Below are 16,792 nucleotides of genomic sequence, written 5' to 3' on the forward strand. Positions count from 1 at the left end.
CTCAGTCAAAGAGAAAGCCTGCCGGTGGGCAGGCTTAGCCTACTCATTCAGTCATCTTTTCGTCGTGCGCCATCTCCGGGTAAGGACTTTTTCTGCTTCAACAATCATGAACATCGCAAACCCAATCAGGAAGGTAATGATCCAGTAGCGGAACGGTAGCGCTTCGGTACCGAACAGCATTTGCATGAACGGCGCATAGATGATCAGAAGCTGAAGGGCCAGCAGTACGCCGCTCACGATCCATATCCCCTTGTTAGCCAGCAGACCTTTACTCAGGGAGAAGCCGTCGGTGACGCGGCAGTTGAGCATGTAAAACCACTGGGCGGTGACCAGCGTTTGCAGCAACACGGTGCGAATGAACTCCGGTGAGTAGCCGCGTGGTTGCAGCCAGGCCTCCAGCACAAAGGCGCTGATGGCAATCATCAGGCCGACAAACACTACTCGCCAGATGGCATAACCGTCCATCACATGCAGGTTAGACTTACGCGGCGGCCGGTTCATGATGTCCTTCTCACCCGCTTCAAACGCCAGGCCAAACGACAGCGTTGCCGAGGTTGCCATGTTCATCCACAGGATCAGTACCGGCGTTAGTGGGATCAGGTTCCCCGCCAGCAGGGCAATAATGATCAGTAAGGCCTGGGCGATGTTGCTCGGGATAACGAACAAAATGGTCTTTTTCAGGTTGTCGTAGACCCGACGCCCTTCATGGACCGCCCGGGCAATGGTGGCAAAGTTATCATCCGTTAACACCATATCGGCGGCTTCTTTGGTGACTTCAGTACCTTTGATCCCCATCGCGATGCCGACATCCGCCCGCTTCAGCGCCGGCGCATCGTTCACCCCGTCCCCGGTCATTCCGACCACTTCCTGCTTACTTTGCAGCGCCTGCACCAGGCGGAATTTATCTTCCGGGCTGGTGCGGGCAAAGATATCGTATTTTTGCGCCGCCTCGCTCAGCTGGTGGTCGTCCATCGCCTCCAGCTCGCGCCCGGTAATGGCGCTCGCCGCGTTGCCAATACCCAGCATCTGTCCAATGCTCATCGCCGTTTGTGGATGATCGCCGGTAATCATTTTCACGCGAATGCCCGCCTGCAAGCAGTCGGCAATGGCCGAAATGGCTTCCGGGCGCGGGGGATCCATCATGCCCGCAATGCCGAGCAGTATGACCCCTTCTTGCAGATCCGCATGCGTCAGCTCGCGCTGCCCGCTGGCAGCCGGTTTCCAGGCCGCAGCCACCATGCGCAATCCCTCGCGCGCATACTCTTCAATCTTCTCTTCCCAATAGTGCAGGTTGAACGGCTCCAGCCCGTTTTGGGTCTGCTGGTGCTGGCAAAGACGGAAAAGGACGTCCGGCGCACCGGTGATTAACATCACCTCTTCGTCGCCCAGGCGATAGAGGGTGGACATGTATTTATATTGCGAATCAAATGGGATTTTACTGCGCAACTCGGCGTCAATTGCCGGAAGCGGGATTTTGGCCGCCAGCACCTTCAGCGCGCCTTCGGTTGGACCGCCGGTGATTTTCCACAGCCCCTGCTCATCTTTGATCAGCTGGCTGTCATTACAGAGATCGACTGTGCGCAGATAGCACTCCAGCACAGATCCCGGGTTCACGGTGACCGGTGTCGGATCGTCAACGGGGTGAATAGTACCCACCGGCTCGTAGCTGTCTCCGTCCACGCGGTAGGTGGTGTCCGCGGTAATCACCGCTTTTACCGTCATCTCATTCATGGTCAGGGTGCCGGTTTTATCCGAGCAGATAACCGTCATCGCCCCCAGCGTTTCCACGGTAGGCAGCTTGCGAATAATCGCCTTGCGACGCGCCATCGCCTGCACGCCCAGCGAGAGGATGATCGAGATAATGGCCGGTAATCCTTCCGGCACCGCCGCCACCGCAAGGCTAATCAGCGACAGCACCAGCTCTGATACGGGCATATCACGGAAGATAAGACTGAAAACGAACAGCGCCAGCATCATCACCAGAATGGTGATAAAAATGGTCTTGCCGAGCTTGTCCATTTGCACCATTAACGGGGTACGGTGTTTTTCAATGTCTGACATCATCTGGTTGATATGGCCGAGTTCGGTCTCCCCACCGGTCGCCACCACCAACCCTTTTCCCCCACCGGAGCTGACGGTGGTGCCAGAATAAAGCAGGTTGTAACGGTCGCCTAACGGCAACTCCCCGTGGAGCGCATCGCTGCTTTTCTCCACTACCGTGGATTCGCCGGTGAGAATAGCTTCTTCCACCCGCAGATTGTGCGCCTCTGTCACGCGAAGATCGGCAGGAATGCGATCCCCGGCGCGTATCACGACGATATCTCCGGGCACCAGTGCTGTCGTCGGGATAGTTTCATGGTTGCCCTGCCGGATGACCACAGCCTCGCTGGAGAGCATATTGCGAATACTTTGCAGCGATTTCTCCGCATTGCTCTCCTGAATATGGCCAATCAGGGCGTTAATGATGGCTACCCCAAGAATGACAAACATATCCACCCAGTGTCCCATTATCAGCTTCAGCAGCGCCGCCGCCAGAAGGACGTAAATAAGGACATCGTTGAAATGGGCCAGAAAGCGCAGCCAGCCAGGTTTACCCGGTTTTTGCGGTAAGGCATTTTCACCGTATTTTTCCAGCCTGGCGGTGGCTTCTGTACTGCTAAGTCCGTCGAGGCTGGATTGGATATTTGTCAGGGTTTCATCAACGGTTTGTTGATAATACGGACGGTGAGGCTTTTCTGTTATCATCGTTCCTTCCTCGGGTTCTTTTCAGAAATCACCTTGCTTTCATGACATTAACGAATAACGAAAACAGGAACATGCGCGTAACGAACGATACTCGCCGCCTCTGACCCTAATAAATGAGTTTGAATATTTGGATTACGCGATCCCACAATAATCGCACCGACGTTAAGCTCATCCGCCAGTTTGATTACCTCATCACGTATATTCCCGCTGCGAACATGTAGATGGACATTTGCTTCTGGCAGGTTGATTTTTTTTACCAGCGCAGCCAGTTTTTCTTTAGCATTATTAATCATATATTCATCCATCTTTCTCGCGTCTGCAATAAAACCGCGGGTCAGTTCCGCCGAGAACTTTGGCATAACGTACAGCAGATGGACATTACCCGATGCGCTTTGCGCCAGGAATTGGGCATGCTGTAGTGCTTTATCAGACAACGCTGTTTCGTATACATCCACCGGCACCAGAATCGTTTTATACATATCAAGCATCCTTTTATAACCAACACAACAGTGAGTGAATCAGAAGAGATCGCATCAAACCCATGGGTACAGGCGTGAATGCCTTTTACGGAAAAAAAGGAATGGATGCTATTAAACGTAGCACAGGAATATCAGGATGTTATTCAAAGGGGATACACCATCGTAACGCTTGTTTCGCCTGAGTATGTCACGCCACTAATAATGGTTATTTAACATTTATTTATTCACCGACTATGCTCATAGTCAGGCATGCAACACGTTTATTCTCTTTATCCCGCGCCACCTTCAACCTCATGGAGGAATGCATGTACGGTTTAAGCCTGATTCGCCTTGGTTTGTTTATTGCGCTCGCTATTATCGCCAGCACAGCAATCGGTTTATTTACCTATGTGGTCGTCTCGGCCCTGGCAGAATAGCGCCACCCCAGCATTGATGACGAAATAAATAAAACAATTATTATCAGGGGAATACTGTGAAGCGCTACCTCTCTCTTCTGCCTGCTGTTTTATTGCTGCTGACGGCGTGCGATCCGAAACCCGACCGCGCCGCGCCCCTGCCGAAAATGGTAAAAGTCGCAGAGGTGGTCAAGGCCGGCAACGCGCAGCAGCGCGTGTTTCCCGCCCGTATTGAATCCGGCGACGCCACGGATCTCGCGTTCAAACGAGCCGGGCAGATTGAGACCCTGGACATTCGCCAGGGTGCCGTTGTCAAACAGGGGCAACGGCTCGCCAGTCTTAACGATCGCGAAGCCCGGCAGCGTCTGAACGACAGGCAAACGGCGGCGACCCTGGCGCAGAGGCAATTCGACCGCTTCCAGACGCTGGCGGGACGCCAGGCCGTGTCGAAAGCCGAGATGGATGTCCAGCGCGCCAACCGTGATTCAGCAAACGCCGCGCTACAGATTGCGCGCGAAGAATTAAGCCAGATGACGCTCGTCGCCCCCTTTAGCGGGACAGCGGCCAGCGTCCATGTGCGAAATCATCAGGTCGTCTCCGCCGGCCAGCCCGTCGTCACTTTGACCCGTACCGATCTGCTGGACGTGGTGTTCAGCCTTCCAGAGAACCTGTTTAACACCTTCGATATTCGCAATGCGCAGTACAAACCGGTAGTGAGGATCAACGCCCTGCCCGGTCGCGAGTTTACCGCTGTGTACAAAGAGCACTCAGGCAGTAGCGACAGCAACACATTGACCTGGCAGGTGATTTTAACCATGCCCCGCCCGGATGATTTTCCCGTCGTGGGCGGCGTCAGCGGAACGGTCACCATCAATTTAACCAACCTTCCGGCGGGCGTGGGCAGTGAGGCGCTGGTAGTGCCGGTTGAAGCGGTCTTTAACCCGGATAACCGCCCGCGCAATGAGCCACATGTCTGGGTGGTGACGGGCGAAGGCGATACGTTGCACCTTGAAGATCGTAAGGTCAGCGTGGGGCAAGTCAGCGCTGAGGGGGTCGTCATCGTCGGTGGGCTTAAGGCCGGTGAACGCGTGGTGGCCGCAGGCGTTGGGGAGCTACATCCCAACCAGCCGGTACGTATCTGGACGCGTGAACGGGGACTGTAATGGATATCTCTCGTCAGTTTATCTGCAACCCGGTTCGCGTCTGGCTGACTATTTTGCTGCTGGGCGTAGGCGGCATTATTGCCCTGTTGAACATTGGCAGACTGGAAGATCCGGCGTTTACCATCAAAACGGCGGTGGTGATCACCCATTATCCGGGCGCGTCGGCGCAGCAGGTTGAGGAAGAGGTCACCCTGCCGCTGGAAAATGCGCTTCAGCAGTTACCTTATCTGGATAACGTCAGCTCCATCTCCTCCAGCGGCCTGTCGCAGATCACGGTCAATATAGCCTCGCGCTACCACTCAAATGCACTGCCGCAAATCTGGGATGAACTGCGTCGCCGGGTGGGAGATGCCGCCAGACAGTTTCCACCCGGCGTAGTGACCCCGTTTGTGAATGACGATTTTGGCGATGTGTTCGGCTTTTTCTTTGCCATTTCCGGAGATGAATTCAGCAATCCGGAACTGGTCCGGTATGCCGAGCAGCTGCGCCGGGAGTTGGTCCTCGTGCCAGGCGTGGGCAAAGTGGCCATCGGCGGAGCCCTCACTCAGCAGATTAACGTGGACATTTCTCTGAGCAAAATGGCCGCGCGCGGGATAACGCTGAACCAGCTTTCTGCCCAGCTCAGCAGGCTGAACGTGGTCTCCAGCGCGGGAGAGATCCCCTCCGGTACCGAGTCAATTCGTCTGCATCCTACCGGTGAATTCGAAAGTATTGACGAGTTGGCCGATCTCATCGTGACCCCGCCCGGCGTTGGGGCGGCTACCCGCTTACGGGATATTGCCACCCTGTCACGCGGGCTGGATGCGTCCCCTGCCAGCATCTACCATGCCAACGGCAGAAAAGCCGTCACCATGGGCGTCTCCTTTATCCCCGGCGTTAACGTGATCGACGTGGGACATGCCCTGGAGGCGAAGCTAGAGCAGATGTCAGCCGAGAAACCGGCAGGTATCCATATCGACCTGTTTTACGATCAGGCGGCGGAGGTCGGGCATTCCGTTAACGGATTTATCATTAACTTCCTGATGGCGCTGGCGATTGTCATCGGCGTGTTGTTGATCTTTATGGGCTTACGCAGCGGGATCATTATTGCCTTTTCCCTCGCCCTCAACGTGCTGGGCACGCTGCTGATCATGTATCTCTGGGGTATTGAACTACAGCGCATTTCACTGGGTGCGCTGATCATCGCCCTCAGCATGCTGGTCGACAATGCCATTGTTATTGTCGAAGGGGTACTGGTAGCCCGGCAGCAGGGCTCGTCCCTGATGAACGCCATTAGCGACATTATTCGCCGTTCTGCGCTGCCGCTGCTGGGTGCAACGGTCATCGCCATCCTGGCCTTTGCGCCCGTCGGGCTGTCACAGGATTCCACCGGCGAATACTGTAAGTCGCTGTTTCAGGTCCTGCTGATTTCGCTCATGCTGAGCTGGTTCTCAGCCCTCACCATTACGCCAGTGCTGATTAAGTGGTGGCTGTTTAAACGAGATGCTGCACCGCCAAAGGCCGATGAAACGGATCCCTATGACAAACGCATCTATCGGATCTATCAGGGTGTGCTCAACGCGCTGTTACGGCGTAAAGCGCCAACGCTGGTAGTGATGGCCGCACTGCTGGCCGCCGCCATCTGGGGCTTTGGCTCGGTGCGGCAGAACTTCTTCCCCTCCTCCAGTACGCCAATTTTCTTTGTCGACCTCTGGCTCCCTTACGGTACCGACATTAACTGGACCGAGAAGATGACCGGTGATATCGAGAAAACCATTAACGGCCAGCCAGGCGTGGAAACTACGGTCTCGACGATTGGTCAGGGAAGTATGCGATTTATTTTGACCTACAGCGGACAGCGGCAGTACAGCAACTATGCGCAAATTATGGTGAGAATGGACGACCAGCGTAACATCCCCGCCCTGACCCGCCACGTTGATGAGTACATCGCACGGAACTATCCGCAGGTTAACGCCAGCACGAAGCGGGTGATGTTTGGCCCCTCCGGCGACAGCGCCATTGAAATACGTATTAAAGGCCCCGATCCGGACAGGCTGCGTCTGATCGCCAGCCAGGTAGACAACATCCTTACGCGCGATCCGGCGACAGACAGCGTCAGGAACGACTGGCAAAATCGCAGCAAAGTGCTCCGCCCGCAGTACGTCACCGCGCTGGGACGTGAGCTTGGCGTGGATAAGCAGGACGTCGATAACGCACTGGAGATGAATTTCTCCGGCAGTCGGGCAGGACTGTACAGAGAAGGCAGCGACCTGTTGCCCGTGGTGGTGCGCCCGCCGGAAAGCGAGCGGCTGGACGCCAATCACCTGAATAACGTTCTGGTCTGGAGCCAGACCCGGCAGCAGTATATTCCGCTGAGCAACGTCATCAGCGGCTTCGCGCTGGAGTGGGAAGATCCGCTGATCCTTCGCCGTGACCGCTCCCGCGTGCTGACCGTGCAGACCGACCCTGACCCGCTAAGCCAGCAAACCTCCGGCGATATTCTCGCCCGCGTGAAGCCGCAAATTGATGCCCTGCCCCTGCCCCACGGCTACAGCATTGAGTGGGGCGGTGACGCGGAGAACTCCAGCGAAGCGCAGCAGGGGCTATTTACCACGCTGCCGCTCGGCTATCTGGTGATGTTTGTGATCACGGTGCTGATGTTCAGTTCGGTGAAAAACGCCGTCGCCATCTGGCTGACCGTGCCGCTGGCGCTGATCGGCGTGACGCCGGGGTTTTTAATTACCGGCATCCCTTTTGGCTTTATGGCGTTGATTGGCCTGTTGAGCCTGAGCGGGATGCTGATCCGCAACGGCATTGTGCTGGTGGAAGAGATAGAACAGCAGAAAGCGCAGCAGGATCAGCACAGTGCGATCGTGTACGCCGCCACGTCGCGCCTGCGTCCCATCCTGCTCACCGCCTTTACGACCGTACTCGGCCTCGCCCCTCTGCTGCTGGATGTGTTCTTCCAGAGCATGGCCGTTGTGATTATGTTTGGGCTTGGGTTTGCTACAATCCTGACGCTGCTGGTACTCCCCGTAATTTACGCGTGTTTCCATCGTAAGGACAAAGCTGAACAACAATGAATGCGACAGGGCTGAATATCATCAAGACGCTGGGGTGTATGACGGCGGTTACCTTTTTCACCATCTACAACACCTGGGATCATTACGATTATGACTATCACTGGATCCTCGGTTTTTTAACCTTCATTTCGACCATCGCCACGCCGTTATTTTTTGTGGTTGCAGGGTATCTGGACGGGCAATCCCGACACGGCACGCGCTGGCAGCTGGATAAGATCAAAAGCCTGGTGATCGTCTTTCTGTTCTGGGTAACGATTTACTACCTGTGGGAGCCCTATCAGCGCGGATATCTGATCCAGCCCTGGTTCGTGTTCGCGTTTATCGTGATTTACACGTTTCACCCGGTGGTGGAGTGGCTCAGCCAGCGACGAACGCTCTTTTGCGGGGTCATTGCCACCCTGCTGCTTTTCTCATACGGGTACGATTTACTGTCAGCCCTCTATCCTGATGCCCATGTCCTTTCATTGTCGCCGCAGTATCGCCTGTGGACGTGGCTGCTGTTTTATCTGACGGGGCAGCTCTTTTGCGATCCGCAGATCGCGGCGTGGATCGGCCGCAAAAATGTGGTCAGGGCAGCGGTGATTGCCATACCGTTTATTTATCTCTTCACGTGGTTTTACGAGCGGCACTTCTTTTTTGCGCTATTTAAAGCAGACAGAAACGCCTTTATCCTCACCGGATCGCAAATCTACATTATGATTATTGCCCTGGTGATTGCGGCCAACGGCGTGCGGTTTCGCCGCAATGCGGAGTTTAAAGAGTCCGTGCTGGCCGCCATTAGCAAAACCATGACCGGGGTCTATATTATGCACTACTCGGTGTTTCACCTGCTGACCGCGCTCATTCCGGTGACGTCCCTGAGCACCAAACTTGCTCTGATTGTGATTACGTTTGTTACGTCGGTCCTGTTTTCGCTGCTGATCCTGTCCAACGCAGTGGCCAAAAAAGTGATCACCCTCTAAAAGCCCAGGCGCAGCCAGGCAAACAGCACGTTGCCGTTGTTGTAGGTCCCGGGAATATAGGTGAACTGGCCGGTGACGCGCTTATATCCGGCAGAGAAAAGCGGGAAGATAAACGGCAGCGGGACATAGTTGGCAAAGTCGTCGCGTGCCGTGATCCCCGCAGCGGCCCCCAGCCCCAGACGGAAATCTTTTGCGTTATCCAGATACCAGCCTTTCTCCCAGCCGTAGCCCATCGCAGGCTGCCATTCGTTATGTGAATCTTTGAACATCATGGCAAAGAGCGCGCTCCAGTTGCCCTCGTCGTTGTAGCGGGACACGCCCAGCCCCCCGCCCCACGGCATTTCGTTGTAATTGTCGGTTTTCTCTTTGTCATACATGAATCGAGCATGCCAGCTCAGAAACGGAAGGTAGAGATCGTAACGATCCGGCTGTTCCCAGGTTTGCGCAATATCGTCCGTTACTGCATCCCACCAGCGGTGAATACGCTGTTCGCCATAGACTTTCGGCTCCGCATGCAGCGGAGATACGACTAAAAACAGGACTACCCACAGTGCAGGGAAGAGGCGTTGCATTGTTATACCCTCAGCTTACGTCACGCAGCGATCGTTATTACTGTAAACCATTCAGCCCTAACCGGAGCCAAACAGGCTGATTTATGTTGTCGCCCGATAAGATGAAATTTATTTATTCTGCGCTTTCAGGAAAGATAAAAACGTTTTCTCAGGCCGCCTGTCGCGGTAGTCTCATACATTCCGTCAATATGACGGCCGTGATGTGAGTGACCTTTTCTTATACCAATAATTAAAAATCAGTACAGACAGGACAACTATGGACTCCACCCTTATCTCCGCTCGCCGCAACGAGGAGACACCTTCGCTTAACCGCGCCCGCCGCGCCGCTTTAGGTAGCTTCGCAGGCGCCGTCGTCGACTGGTATGACTTTCTGCTCTACGGTATTACCGCTGCGCTGGTCTTTAACCGTGAATTCTTTCCCCAGATCAGCCCCGCCATGGGCACGCTTGCTGCGTTTGCCACCTTCGGCGTCGGTTTTCTGTTTCGTCCGCTGGGTGGGGTAATTTTCGGCCACTTCGGTGACCGCCTTGGCCGGAAACGTATGCTGATGCTCACCGTCTGGATGATGGGCATTGCCACCGCGCTGATCGGTATTTTGCCCTCCTTTGCCTCGATTGGCTGGTGGGCTCCGGTGTTGCTGGTGACGCTGCGCGCTATTCAGGGCTTTGCCGTCGGCGGTGAATGGGGCGGCGCGGCATTGCTGTCCGTGGAAAGCGCGCCGAAGAACAAGAAAGCGTTTTACAGCAGCGGCGTGCAGGTGGGTTATGGCGTGGGTCTGCTGCTCTCCACGGGCCTGGTGTCGCTAATAAGCCAGCTCACGACAGACGAGCAGTTCCTGAGCTGGGGCTGGCGTATTCCGTTTATCTTCAGCATTGTGCTGGTCGTGGTGGCCCTGTGGATCCGTAACGGCATGGAAGAGTCAGCTGAGTTTGAGCGGCAGCAGCGTGAAAAACCGGTCGCGAAAAAACGGCTGCCGGTGATGGAAGCGCTGGTGCAGCACCCTGGCGCTTTTCTGAAAATCATCGCCCTGCGCCTGTGCGAACTGCTGACGATGTATATCGTCACCGCCTTTGCCCTGAACTACTCCACGCAAAACCTCGGCCTGCCGCGGGAATTGTTCCTGAATATTGGCCTGGTGGTGGGCGGGATCAGCTGCCTGACCATCCCCTGCTTCGCCTGGCTGGCGGATCGCTTTGGCCGTCGACGGGTGTATATCACCGGGGCGCTCATCGGCACACTCAGCGCCTGGCCGTTCTTTATGGCGCTGGAGGCACAGTCGGTCTTCTGGATTGTCTTCTTCGCGATCATGCTTGCGAACATCGCTCACGATATGGTGGTCTGCGTGCAGCAGCCGATGTTTACCGAGCTGTTTGGCGCAAGCTACCGTTACAGCGGCGCGGGCGTGGGGTATCAGGTGGCGAGCGTGGTCGGCGGCGGGTTTACGCCGTTTATCGCCGCCGCGCTGGTAACGTTCTCCGGCGGTAACTGGCATAGCGTGGCGATTTATCTGCTGGCGGGTTGCCTGCTTTCTGCCGCCACCGCCCTGTTGATGAAGGAAACCGCGCACAGCTGATCTCCTCACTTTTGTTTCACAGGCGTGTGACATACTATCGGGTAAAGCCGCACACCTGTGGAACAAGGAGACAGACATGAATAATAAGGGCTCCAGCCTGACCCCGGCTCAGGCGCTGGAAAAACTCGACGCGCTGTATGAACAGTCCGTCAATGCACTGCGCAGCGCCATCAGTGACTATATCGAAACAGGGAAACTTCCCGATGAAAAGGCCAGAACCCAGGGCCTTTTTGTTTATCCATCGCTCTCTGTCACCTGGGACGGCAGCGCCAGCAGCAATCCAAAAACCCGCGCCTATGCGCGTTTCACCCACTCCGGCTGTTACAGCACGACCATCACGCGACCAGCGCTGTTCCGCCCCTATCTGGAAGAGCAGCTTACCCTGCTGTATCAGGATTACGGCGCGCATATCAGCGTTGAGCCGTCCCTGCACGAGATCCCTTACCCGTACGTGATAGACGGCTCGGCGCTGACGCTGGATCGCTCCATGAGCGCGGGGCTGACCCGCCACTTCCCCACCACTGAGCTGTCGCAGATTGGCGATGAGACGGCGGACGGGATCTATCACCCGGCAGAGTTTTCACCGCTGTCGCACTTTGATGCCCGCCGTGTCGATTTCTCGCTGGCACGCCTGCGCCACTACACCGGCACCCCAGCCGAACATTTCCAGCCGTTCGTGCTGTTTACCAACTACACCCGCTATGTGGACGAATTTGTCCGCTGGGGCTGTAGCCAGATCCTCGATCCGGACAGCCCTTACATCGCCCTCTCGTGCGCGGGCGGGATCTGGATCACCGCCGAAACCGAAGCACCGGAAGAGGCCATCTCCGATCTGGCGTGGAAAAAGCACCAGATGCCAGCCTGGCACCTGATCACCGCCGACGGTCAGGGCATTACGCTGATTAACATCGGCGTTGGCCCGTCGAATGCGAAAACCATCTGCGACCATCTGGCGGTACTGCGCCCGGACGTCTGGCTGATGATCGGCCACTGCGGCGGCCTGCGTGAAAGCCAGCTGATTGGCGATTACGTCCTCGCCCACGCTTATCTGCGTGACGACCATGTCCTTGACGCGGTTCTGCCGCCGGATATTCCTATCCCGAGTATCGCTGAAGTGCAGCGCGCCCTGTACGACGCCACTAAAGAGGTGAGCGGCATGCCGGGTGAAGAGGTGAAGCAGCGCCTGCGTACCGGTACGGTCGTCACCACCGACGATCGTAACTGGGAGCTGCGCTATTCCGCCTCCGCCCTGCGTTTCAACCTCAGCCGTGCGGTCGCAATCGATATGGAAAGCGCCACCATTGCCGCCCAGGGCTACCGCTTCCGCGTCCCTTACGGCACGCTGCTGTGCGTGTCCGATAAACCGCTGCACGGCGAGATCAAACTGCCGGGCCAGGCGAACCGTTTTTACGAAGGGGCGATCTCAGAGCATCTTCAGATTGGCATTCGCGCCATCGATTTACTGCGTGCAGAGGGCGACAAACTGCATTCCCGCAAGCTGCGCACCTTCAATGAGCCACCGTTCCGCTGATAACAAGGACCCACTCACCCGGCCTGGGATTCCGTAGGTCGGGTAAGCGGAGCGCCACCCGACAATTTCACGAACGCAGAAAAGCAAAAAGCCTGCTTTAAAAGCAGGCTTTTTAAATTTGGCTCCTCTGACTGGACTCGAACCAGTGACATACGGATTAACAGTCCGCCGTTCTACCGACTGAACTACAGAGGAATCGTTGTGGAGGCTTATCTTAGCGGCGAAAAAACTTTTGTCAAACCTGATCTCAGGCAAAAGCGTTTGTTTGATGATTCTGTCGTCATTTTGTTGTAAATCCAAACATAATTTTATGGAAAATACTTTGCAGGATACGCATTTCTGCCCCATCATTTGAAATGGAGTTTCAACTTTCTCGCTAAGGTCCATTTTGAACGTCACCGCACCCCTACGCCAGGCGATTATGCGCACGCCCTGGTATGCAAAACGTAAGAGCTATCGAGTTCTGTTCTGGCGTGAAATCACCCCCCTTGCCGTGCCTATTTTCCTGGAGAATACCTGCGTCCTGCTAATGGGGGTGCTGAGCACCTTTCTGGTGAGCTGGCTCGGTAAAGAAGCCATGGCCGGGGTAGGGCTGGCGGATAGTTTCAACATGGTTGTGATGTCCTTCTTTGCCGCTATCGATCTCGGTACGACGGTGGTGGTGGCGTTTAGCCTGGGCAAGCTTGATCCGAAGCGTGCCCGCGAAGCGGCCAGACAGTCGCTAATGATCATGACCCTCTTTTCGATCATCCTTGCGGCGGTTATCCATTATTACGGCAAAGAAATTATCGACATTGTCGCGGGAGAAGCGACCAGCGAGGTGAAGGATCTGGCTCTCACCTACCTGGAAATGACGGTGCTGAGTTATCCGGCGGCTGCCATCGCGCTGATTGGTAGCGGTGCGCTTCGTGGAGCAGGAAATACCAAAATTCCGCTGCTGATCAACGGCGGCATGAACATCCTGAATATCATTATCAGCAGCGTTTTGATTTACGGCGTCTTTTCCTGGGAGGGGCTGGGCTTTGTCGGCGCGGGTTTGGGGCTAACCATTTCCCGCTATATTGGTGCGGCGGCGATAATTGGCGTACTGATGGCGGGAATTACGCCATCGCTGCGCCTGACGCTGAAAAGCTATTTCCGTCCGCTTAACTTCGCCATTATCTGGGAAGTGATGGGGATCGGGATTCCGGCCAGCATCGAATCCGTGTTGTTTAACGGTGGGAAACTGCTGACGCAGATGTTTGTTGCCGGGATGGGAACGGACGTCATCGCCGGCAACTTTATTGCCTTCTCCATCGCCTCGCTCATTAACCTGCCGGGAAACGCGCTGGGGTCGGCGTCGACGATCATCACCGGCAGACGCCTCGGAAAGGGGCAGATAGGGCAGGCGGAACGGCAACTTCGGCACGTCTTCTGGCTTTCAACTATTGGACTGACGGCGATTGCGTGGGGAACTGCGCCTTTTGCCGGGCTGATGGCCTCGTTCTATACGCATGAAAATGACGTGAAAGAGGTCGTGAAGGTGCTCATTTGGCTCAACGCGGCGTTTATGCCAATTTGGGCCGCGTCCTGGGTACTTCCTGCCGGGCTGAAAGGGGCGCGCGATGCCCGGTTTGCGATGTGGGTCTCCATGCTCGGCATGTGGGGCTGTCGCGTTGTGGCGGGCTACACGCTGGGGGTAATGTTGGGTATGGGCGTTGTCGGCGTCTGGCTGGGGATGTTCCTTGACTGGGCCGTGCGCGGGGCGCTGTTCTACTGGCGCATGGTGAGCGGGCGCTGGCTGTGGAAATATCCGCGAAAAAAACCGGAGCAGGAGGTTTCGGAAACGGCAAGTGCCTGACAAATGTGCGAAGTGGAGAATAAATCGGCAAACGATTGAAAATCTGCATTCACCCTTTGACATCCTCAGGGCGCATCGATAATATGCGCCCCGTTCACACGATTCCTCTGTAGTTCAGTCGGTAGAACGGCGGACTGTTAATCCGTATGTCACTGGTTCGAGTCCAGTCAGAGGAGCCAAATTTAAAAAGCCTGCTTTTAGAGCAGGCTTTTTGCTTTTTTGCGTTCGTGAAATTGTCGGGTGGCGGCTTCACCTTACCCGACCTACGTGATAACAGTCCTGTAGGCCCGGTAAGCGCAGCGTCACCGGGCAACAGAGTGTGCGATTACTCGCCTTTAGCGTCGACGTTTTTGATTTCGCCCATCACTTTCAGCTTCTTGGAGATGTCGCGACGCTCTTTGGACAGCTCAGCGTTTTTGATGATGTAGTCATCAACGCGATCTTCATAATCGCTCTTCATGCTGGCGATGATGCCCTGAATAGCTTCAACGCTCATACCTGGCTTGATGTAGTCGCTCAGGTTGTCCAGCAGCAGGACACGTTTCTGGTTGTCACGGATCTTCTTCTCTACGTCCTGGATTTCGCGCTGTAGCTTGTTTTTGCGGCGGAACAGGCGGACGAACTCCAGAACATCCTGGAACGAAGGCTTGGTAGTTTCCATTTTTACACCCCTGATAATGTGAGATTCGGATTCGTTAAAGCAACCGTTTTAACAGACAGCGGCTGCGAATGACAATGAGTATATCGTTTAAAACCATCATAACCCTAATTGTTGCTGAATCGAAGCAGCAGGCATCACATACGCTTTTTATTTGCGCAGTGCCCGGCAAATCAGCTGCGATAACAACTCCAGCTGTCGCGCCAGCTCCATACTCAGCCAGACATAACCATGGATGGGCGTTTCCGCCACATTGTCTCCCTGGCGCTCATTCATCAGCTGTTTAAGCTCGGCGACGATTTCGTTCAGCCGCTCGCTGTTCGCCCGTATCGGCTGTGGGTTACCTTCATATAGCGCATGGGCGATGGTCAGCAGGGTTTGTTGCGTCATCTGCTGCGTCTCTTTCAGCGTATGCGCGTTGAGCATCAGAAGATGGCTGGGGCGTGAGGCCCAGTGGGCATTGATTTGCAGTTCAAGCATACAGACCAGATTACGGCTGACCGTCTGAATAGCTTCAAAAATGGCTTTCTGGATATGGGTTTCTTTGCTTGCCGGGGTAATCAACCCGCGCATTTTGACCACATCATTGAGGATTTTTTGCAGGTGCTTTTCCAGACGCGGGCGCTCAATCAGATTCGGCGAAAACCCGGCCTGGTAGACCCGGTTAAATGCCGTGACGTAGTTTGCCATCTGAATGCGCCAGTGCAGGAAGGCGCGCTGCGGCCAGATGCCGGTAAACAGCATGGCGAGCAACGAGCCGAGGATCACGTCCCCGCTTCGCCACAATGCGGTGGTCATATCGCCCGCCGGTGCGCCGACCACAACCGCGAGCGTAATGCCAATCAGCAGCGCCTGATACGGTTTCTTGCCAAGGGCAAGCCACCCGCAAAGAAACATCGCCACCGCGCACCACAGCAACATGAACGGAAACGAAATCAGCTCCAGCTTCAGGGCGATAAGCCCAAGCGCTGAGCCTAAAACGGTGCCGCCTATGCGTTCGAAAGCGCGCGGGACCACGTTCCCCCAGAATGAGATCGGCCCCATCACCACCACCAGCGTGATCAGCGGCCACGTCCCTTCCGGGATATCCAGCAGACGAACCAGTACGAAGGTCAACACAAACGCCAGCGCAATGCGGCAACCGTGCACCACGCGATAATGTTTGTATAACCGAATTTCAAAAGGGGTTAATGACTTGTCGGGGCGCACACCCGTCTCCAGCTCTACGGCAAACCACAATTGTACTGTGTTTTCAGCCGGGTGGATCGCGCCCGGCTGAAAAACCCTGCATTCCGCAGGATTATCCCACTTTGTGCTCTACCGGTACAAACATCTCAATATCCCAGTAGCCGTCAGCATTGCCATCGTTAAGATAACGTTCGAAGCAGGGTTTTGGTGCAATCTGGAATTTGTTGTCTTGCAGCAGGGAGTTGAAGAACTGATACCATGGAGTGGCGAAATCATGATTTTCGACGCGCGCGGCGGCAATAGCATACTCTCCGGCAGCAATTTCGGTCATCATCACCCCTTCGCTGTTTTCAGGAATAGTGAAATCGTCCGTTACCGTTACGGCGGTAACGCAGCGGAGCTTTTCTGCCGGCACGTCATCCGGATTGTCATAATAAACGGCCACCCACTCCTGCGGCTGAATATGACGCCCGTCTACCCACATGACCAGCTGTTCAAATCCCTGCTTGACCGTCTTTTCCCACGGCCCCACGAGATGAAAGCCAGCGATCGTACGTTTCTGTTGCTGCCTGATGCTGTAGTCCATGCTGCCTCCGTTCATTACTGTATATATATACACTGTAA

The 16,792-nt window shown here is 55.4% G+C and carries 12 protein-coding genes and 2 tRNA genes; 7 read left to right on the forward strand and 7 right to left on the reverse strand.

The features are described from left to right. Positions 1–51 precede the first annotated feature (51 nt). A complete protein-coding gene (locus O1721_RS18290; RefSeq protein ID WP_032648842.1) occupies positions 52–2,745 on the reverse strand; it encodes a cation-transporting P-type ATPase in 2,694 nt (897 codons plus the stop codon). A 47-nt stretch (positions 2,746–2,792) separates the two neighbouring features. Further along, positions 2,793–3,224: a universal stress protein gene (locus O1721_RS18295; RefSeq protein WP_003859525.1), complete on the reverse strand. Its 432-nt coding sequence runs from the start codon at positions 3,222–3,224 to the stop codon at positions 2,793–2,795. A gap of 472 nt (positions 3,225–3,696) precedes the next feature. On the opposite strand from O1721_RS18295, the gene O1721_RS18300 reads away from it, so the two are divergent. The 3 genes from O1721_RS18300 to O1721_RS18310 are packed head-to-tail and all read left to right on the forward strand — an operon-like array spanning position 3,697 to position 8,806. Continuing rightward, positions 3,697–4,782 (forward strand): efflux RND transporter periplasmic adaptor subunit, encoded by a 1,086-nt coding sequence (locus tag O1721_RS18300; protein WP_022648590.1) that lies wholly within the window; start codon positions 3,697–3,699, stop codon positions 4,780–4,782. Continuing rightward, positions 4,782–7,844, forward strand: a complete 3,063-nt coding sequence (locus O1721_RS18305; protein WP_032648845.1) for an efflux RND transporter permease subunit — start codon at positions 4,782–4,784, stop codon at positions 7,842–7,844. Before O1721_RS18300 ends, O1721_RS18305 begins: the two co-directional genes overlap by 1 nt. Next, positions 7,841–8,806, forward strand: a complete 966-nt coding sequence (locus O1721_RS18310; RefSeq protein WP_045324936.1) for an acyltransferase — start codon at positions 7,841–7,843, stop codon at positions 8,804–8,806. Before O1721_RS18305 ends, O1721_RS18310 begins: the two co-directional genes overlap by 4 nt. Here the strand turns inward: O1721_RS18310 and pagP are convergent. After that, positions 8,803–9,378: a lipid IV(A) palmitoyltransferase PagP gene (gene pagP, locus O1721_RS18315; RefSeq protein ID WP_032648850.1), complete on the reverse strand. Its 576-nt coding sequence runs from the start codon at positions 9,376–9,378 to the stop codon at positions 8,803–8,805. The genes O1721_RS18310 and pagP overlap by 4 nt on opposite strands. 256 nt (positions 9,379–9,634) lie before the next feature. Between pagP and shiA the strand changes: the two genes are divergently transcribed. Both shiA and O1721_RS18325 read left to right on the forward strand, forming a co-directional pair. After that, a complete protein-coding gene (gene shiA / locus O1721_RS18320; RefSeq protein ID WP_032648852.1) occupies positions 9,635–10,951 on the forward strand; it encodes a shikimate transporter in 1,317 nt (438 codons plus the stop codon). Positions 10,952–11,027: 76 nt separating this feature from the next. Further along, positions 11,028–12,482, forward strand: coding sequence for an AMP nucleosidase (locus O1721_RS18325; protein WP_015572404.1), 1,455 nt, complete (start codon positions 11,028–11,030; stop codon positions 12,480–12,482). Between the two features lie 119 nt (positions 12,483–12,601). Here O1721_RS18325 and O1721_RS18330 read toward each other — a convergent pair. Then, positions 12,602–12,677 (reverse strand) — tRNA-Asn (locus tag O1721_RS18330). A gap of 226 nt (positions 12,678–12,903) precedes the next feature. On the opposite strand from O1721_RS18330, the gene emmdR reads away from it, so the two are divergent. Together emmdR and O1721_RS18340 are read left to right on the forward strand one after the other, a co-directional pair. Continuing rightward, entirely contained in the window at positions 12,904–14,322 is a 1,419-nt protein-coding gene (emmdR, locus tag O1721_RS18335) for a multidrug efflux MATE transporter EmmdR (protein ID WP_023294986.1), read from the forward strand. A gap of 103 nt (positions 14,323–14,425) precedes the next feature. Further along, positions 14,426–14,501: transfer RNA gene (locus O1721_RS18340), tRNA-Asn, on the forward strand. A 146-nt stretch (positions 14,502–14,647) separates the two neighbouring features. On the opposite strand, the gene O1721_RS18345 is transcribed toward O1721_RS18340, so the two are convergent. From O1721_RS18345 to sbmC, 3 genes are all read right to left on the reverse strand, one after another. Then, positions 14,648–14,983, reverse strand: a complete 336-nt coding sequence (locus O1721_RS18345; RefSeq protein ID WP_000450410.1) for a DUF496 family protein — start codon at positions 14,981–14,983, stop codon at positions 14,648–14,650. A gap of 147 nt (positions 14,984–15,130) precedes the next feature. Beyond that, entirely contained in the window at positions 15,131–16,189 is a 1,059-nt protein-coding gene (locus O1721_RS18350) for an FUSC family protein (RefSeq protein ID WP_003859506.1), read from the reverse strand. 91 nt (positions 16,190–16,280) lie between these two features. Beyond that, complete coding sequence (sbmC, locus tag O1721_RS18355; protein WP_032648854.1) at positions 16,281–16,754, reverse strand: DNA gyrase inhibitor SbmC; 474 nt, start codon at positions 16,752–16,754, stop codon at positions 16,281–16,283. Between the last annotated feature and the right edge of the window lie 38 nt (positions 16,755–16,792).

It is taken from the genome of Enterobacter cloacae complex sp. HYC033_NIDB (genome assembly GCF_056673335.1).

Coding starts and splice junctions, on each gene's coding strand:
- O1721_RS18295 (WP_003859525.1), bottom strand. CDS start 3,224: ATGTATAAAACGATTCTGGTGCCGGTGGATGTATACGAAACAGCGTTG.
- sbmC (WP_032648854.1), bottom strand. CDS start 16,754: ATGGACTACAGCATCAGGCAGCAACAGAAACGTACGATCGCTGGCTTT.
- O1721_RS18305 (WP_032648845.1), top strand. CDS start 4,782: ATGGATATCTCTCGTCAGTTTATCTGCAACCCGGTTCGCGTCTGGCTG.
- O1721_RS18290 (WP_032648842.1), bottom strand. CDS start 2,745: ATGATAACAGAAAAGCCTCACCGTCCGTATTATCAACAAACCGTTGAT.
- O1721_RS18310 (WP_045324936.1), top strand. CDS start 7,841: ATGAATGCGACAGGGCTGAATATCATCAAGACGCTGGGGTGTATGACG.
- O1721_RS18345 (WP_000450410.1), bottom strand. CDS start 14,983: ATGGAAACTACCAAGCCTTCGTTCCAGGATGTTCTGGAGTTCGTCCGC.
- pagP (WP_032648850.1), bottom strand. CDS start 9,378: ATGCAACGCCTCTTCCCTGCACTGTGGGTAGTCCTGTTTTTAGTCGTA.
- shiA (WP_032648852.1), top strand. CDS start 9,635: ATGGACTCCACCCTTATCTCCGCTCGCCGCAACGAGGAGACACCTTCG.
- emmdR (WP_023294986.1), top strand. CDS start 12,904: ATGCGCACGCCCTGGTATGCAAAACGTAAGAGCTATCGAGTTCTGTTC.
- O1721_RS18325 (WP_015572404.1), top strand. CDS start 11,028: ATGAATAATAAGGGCTCCAGCCTGACCCCGGCTCAGGCGCTGGAAAAA.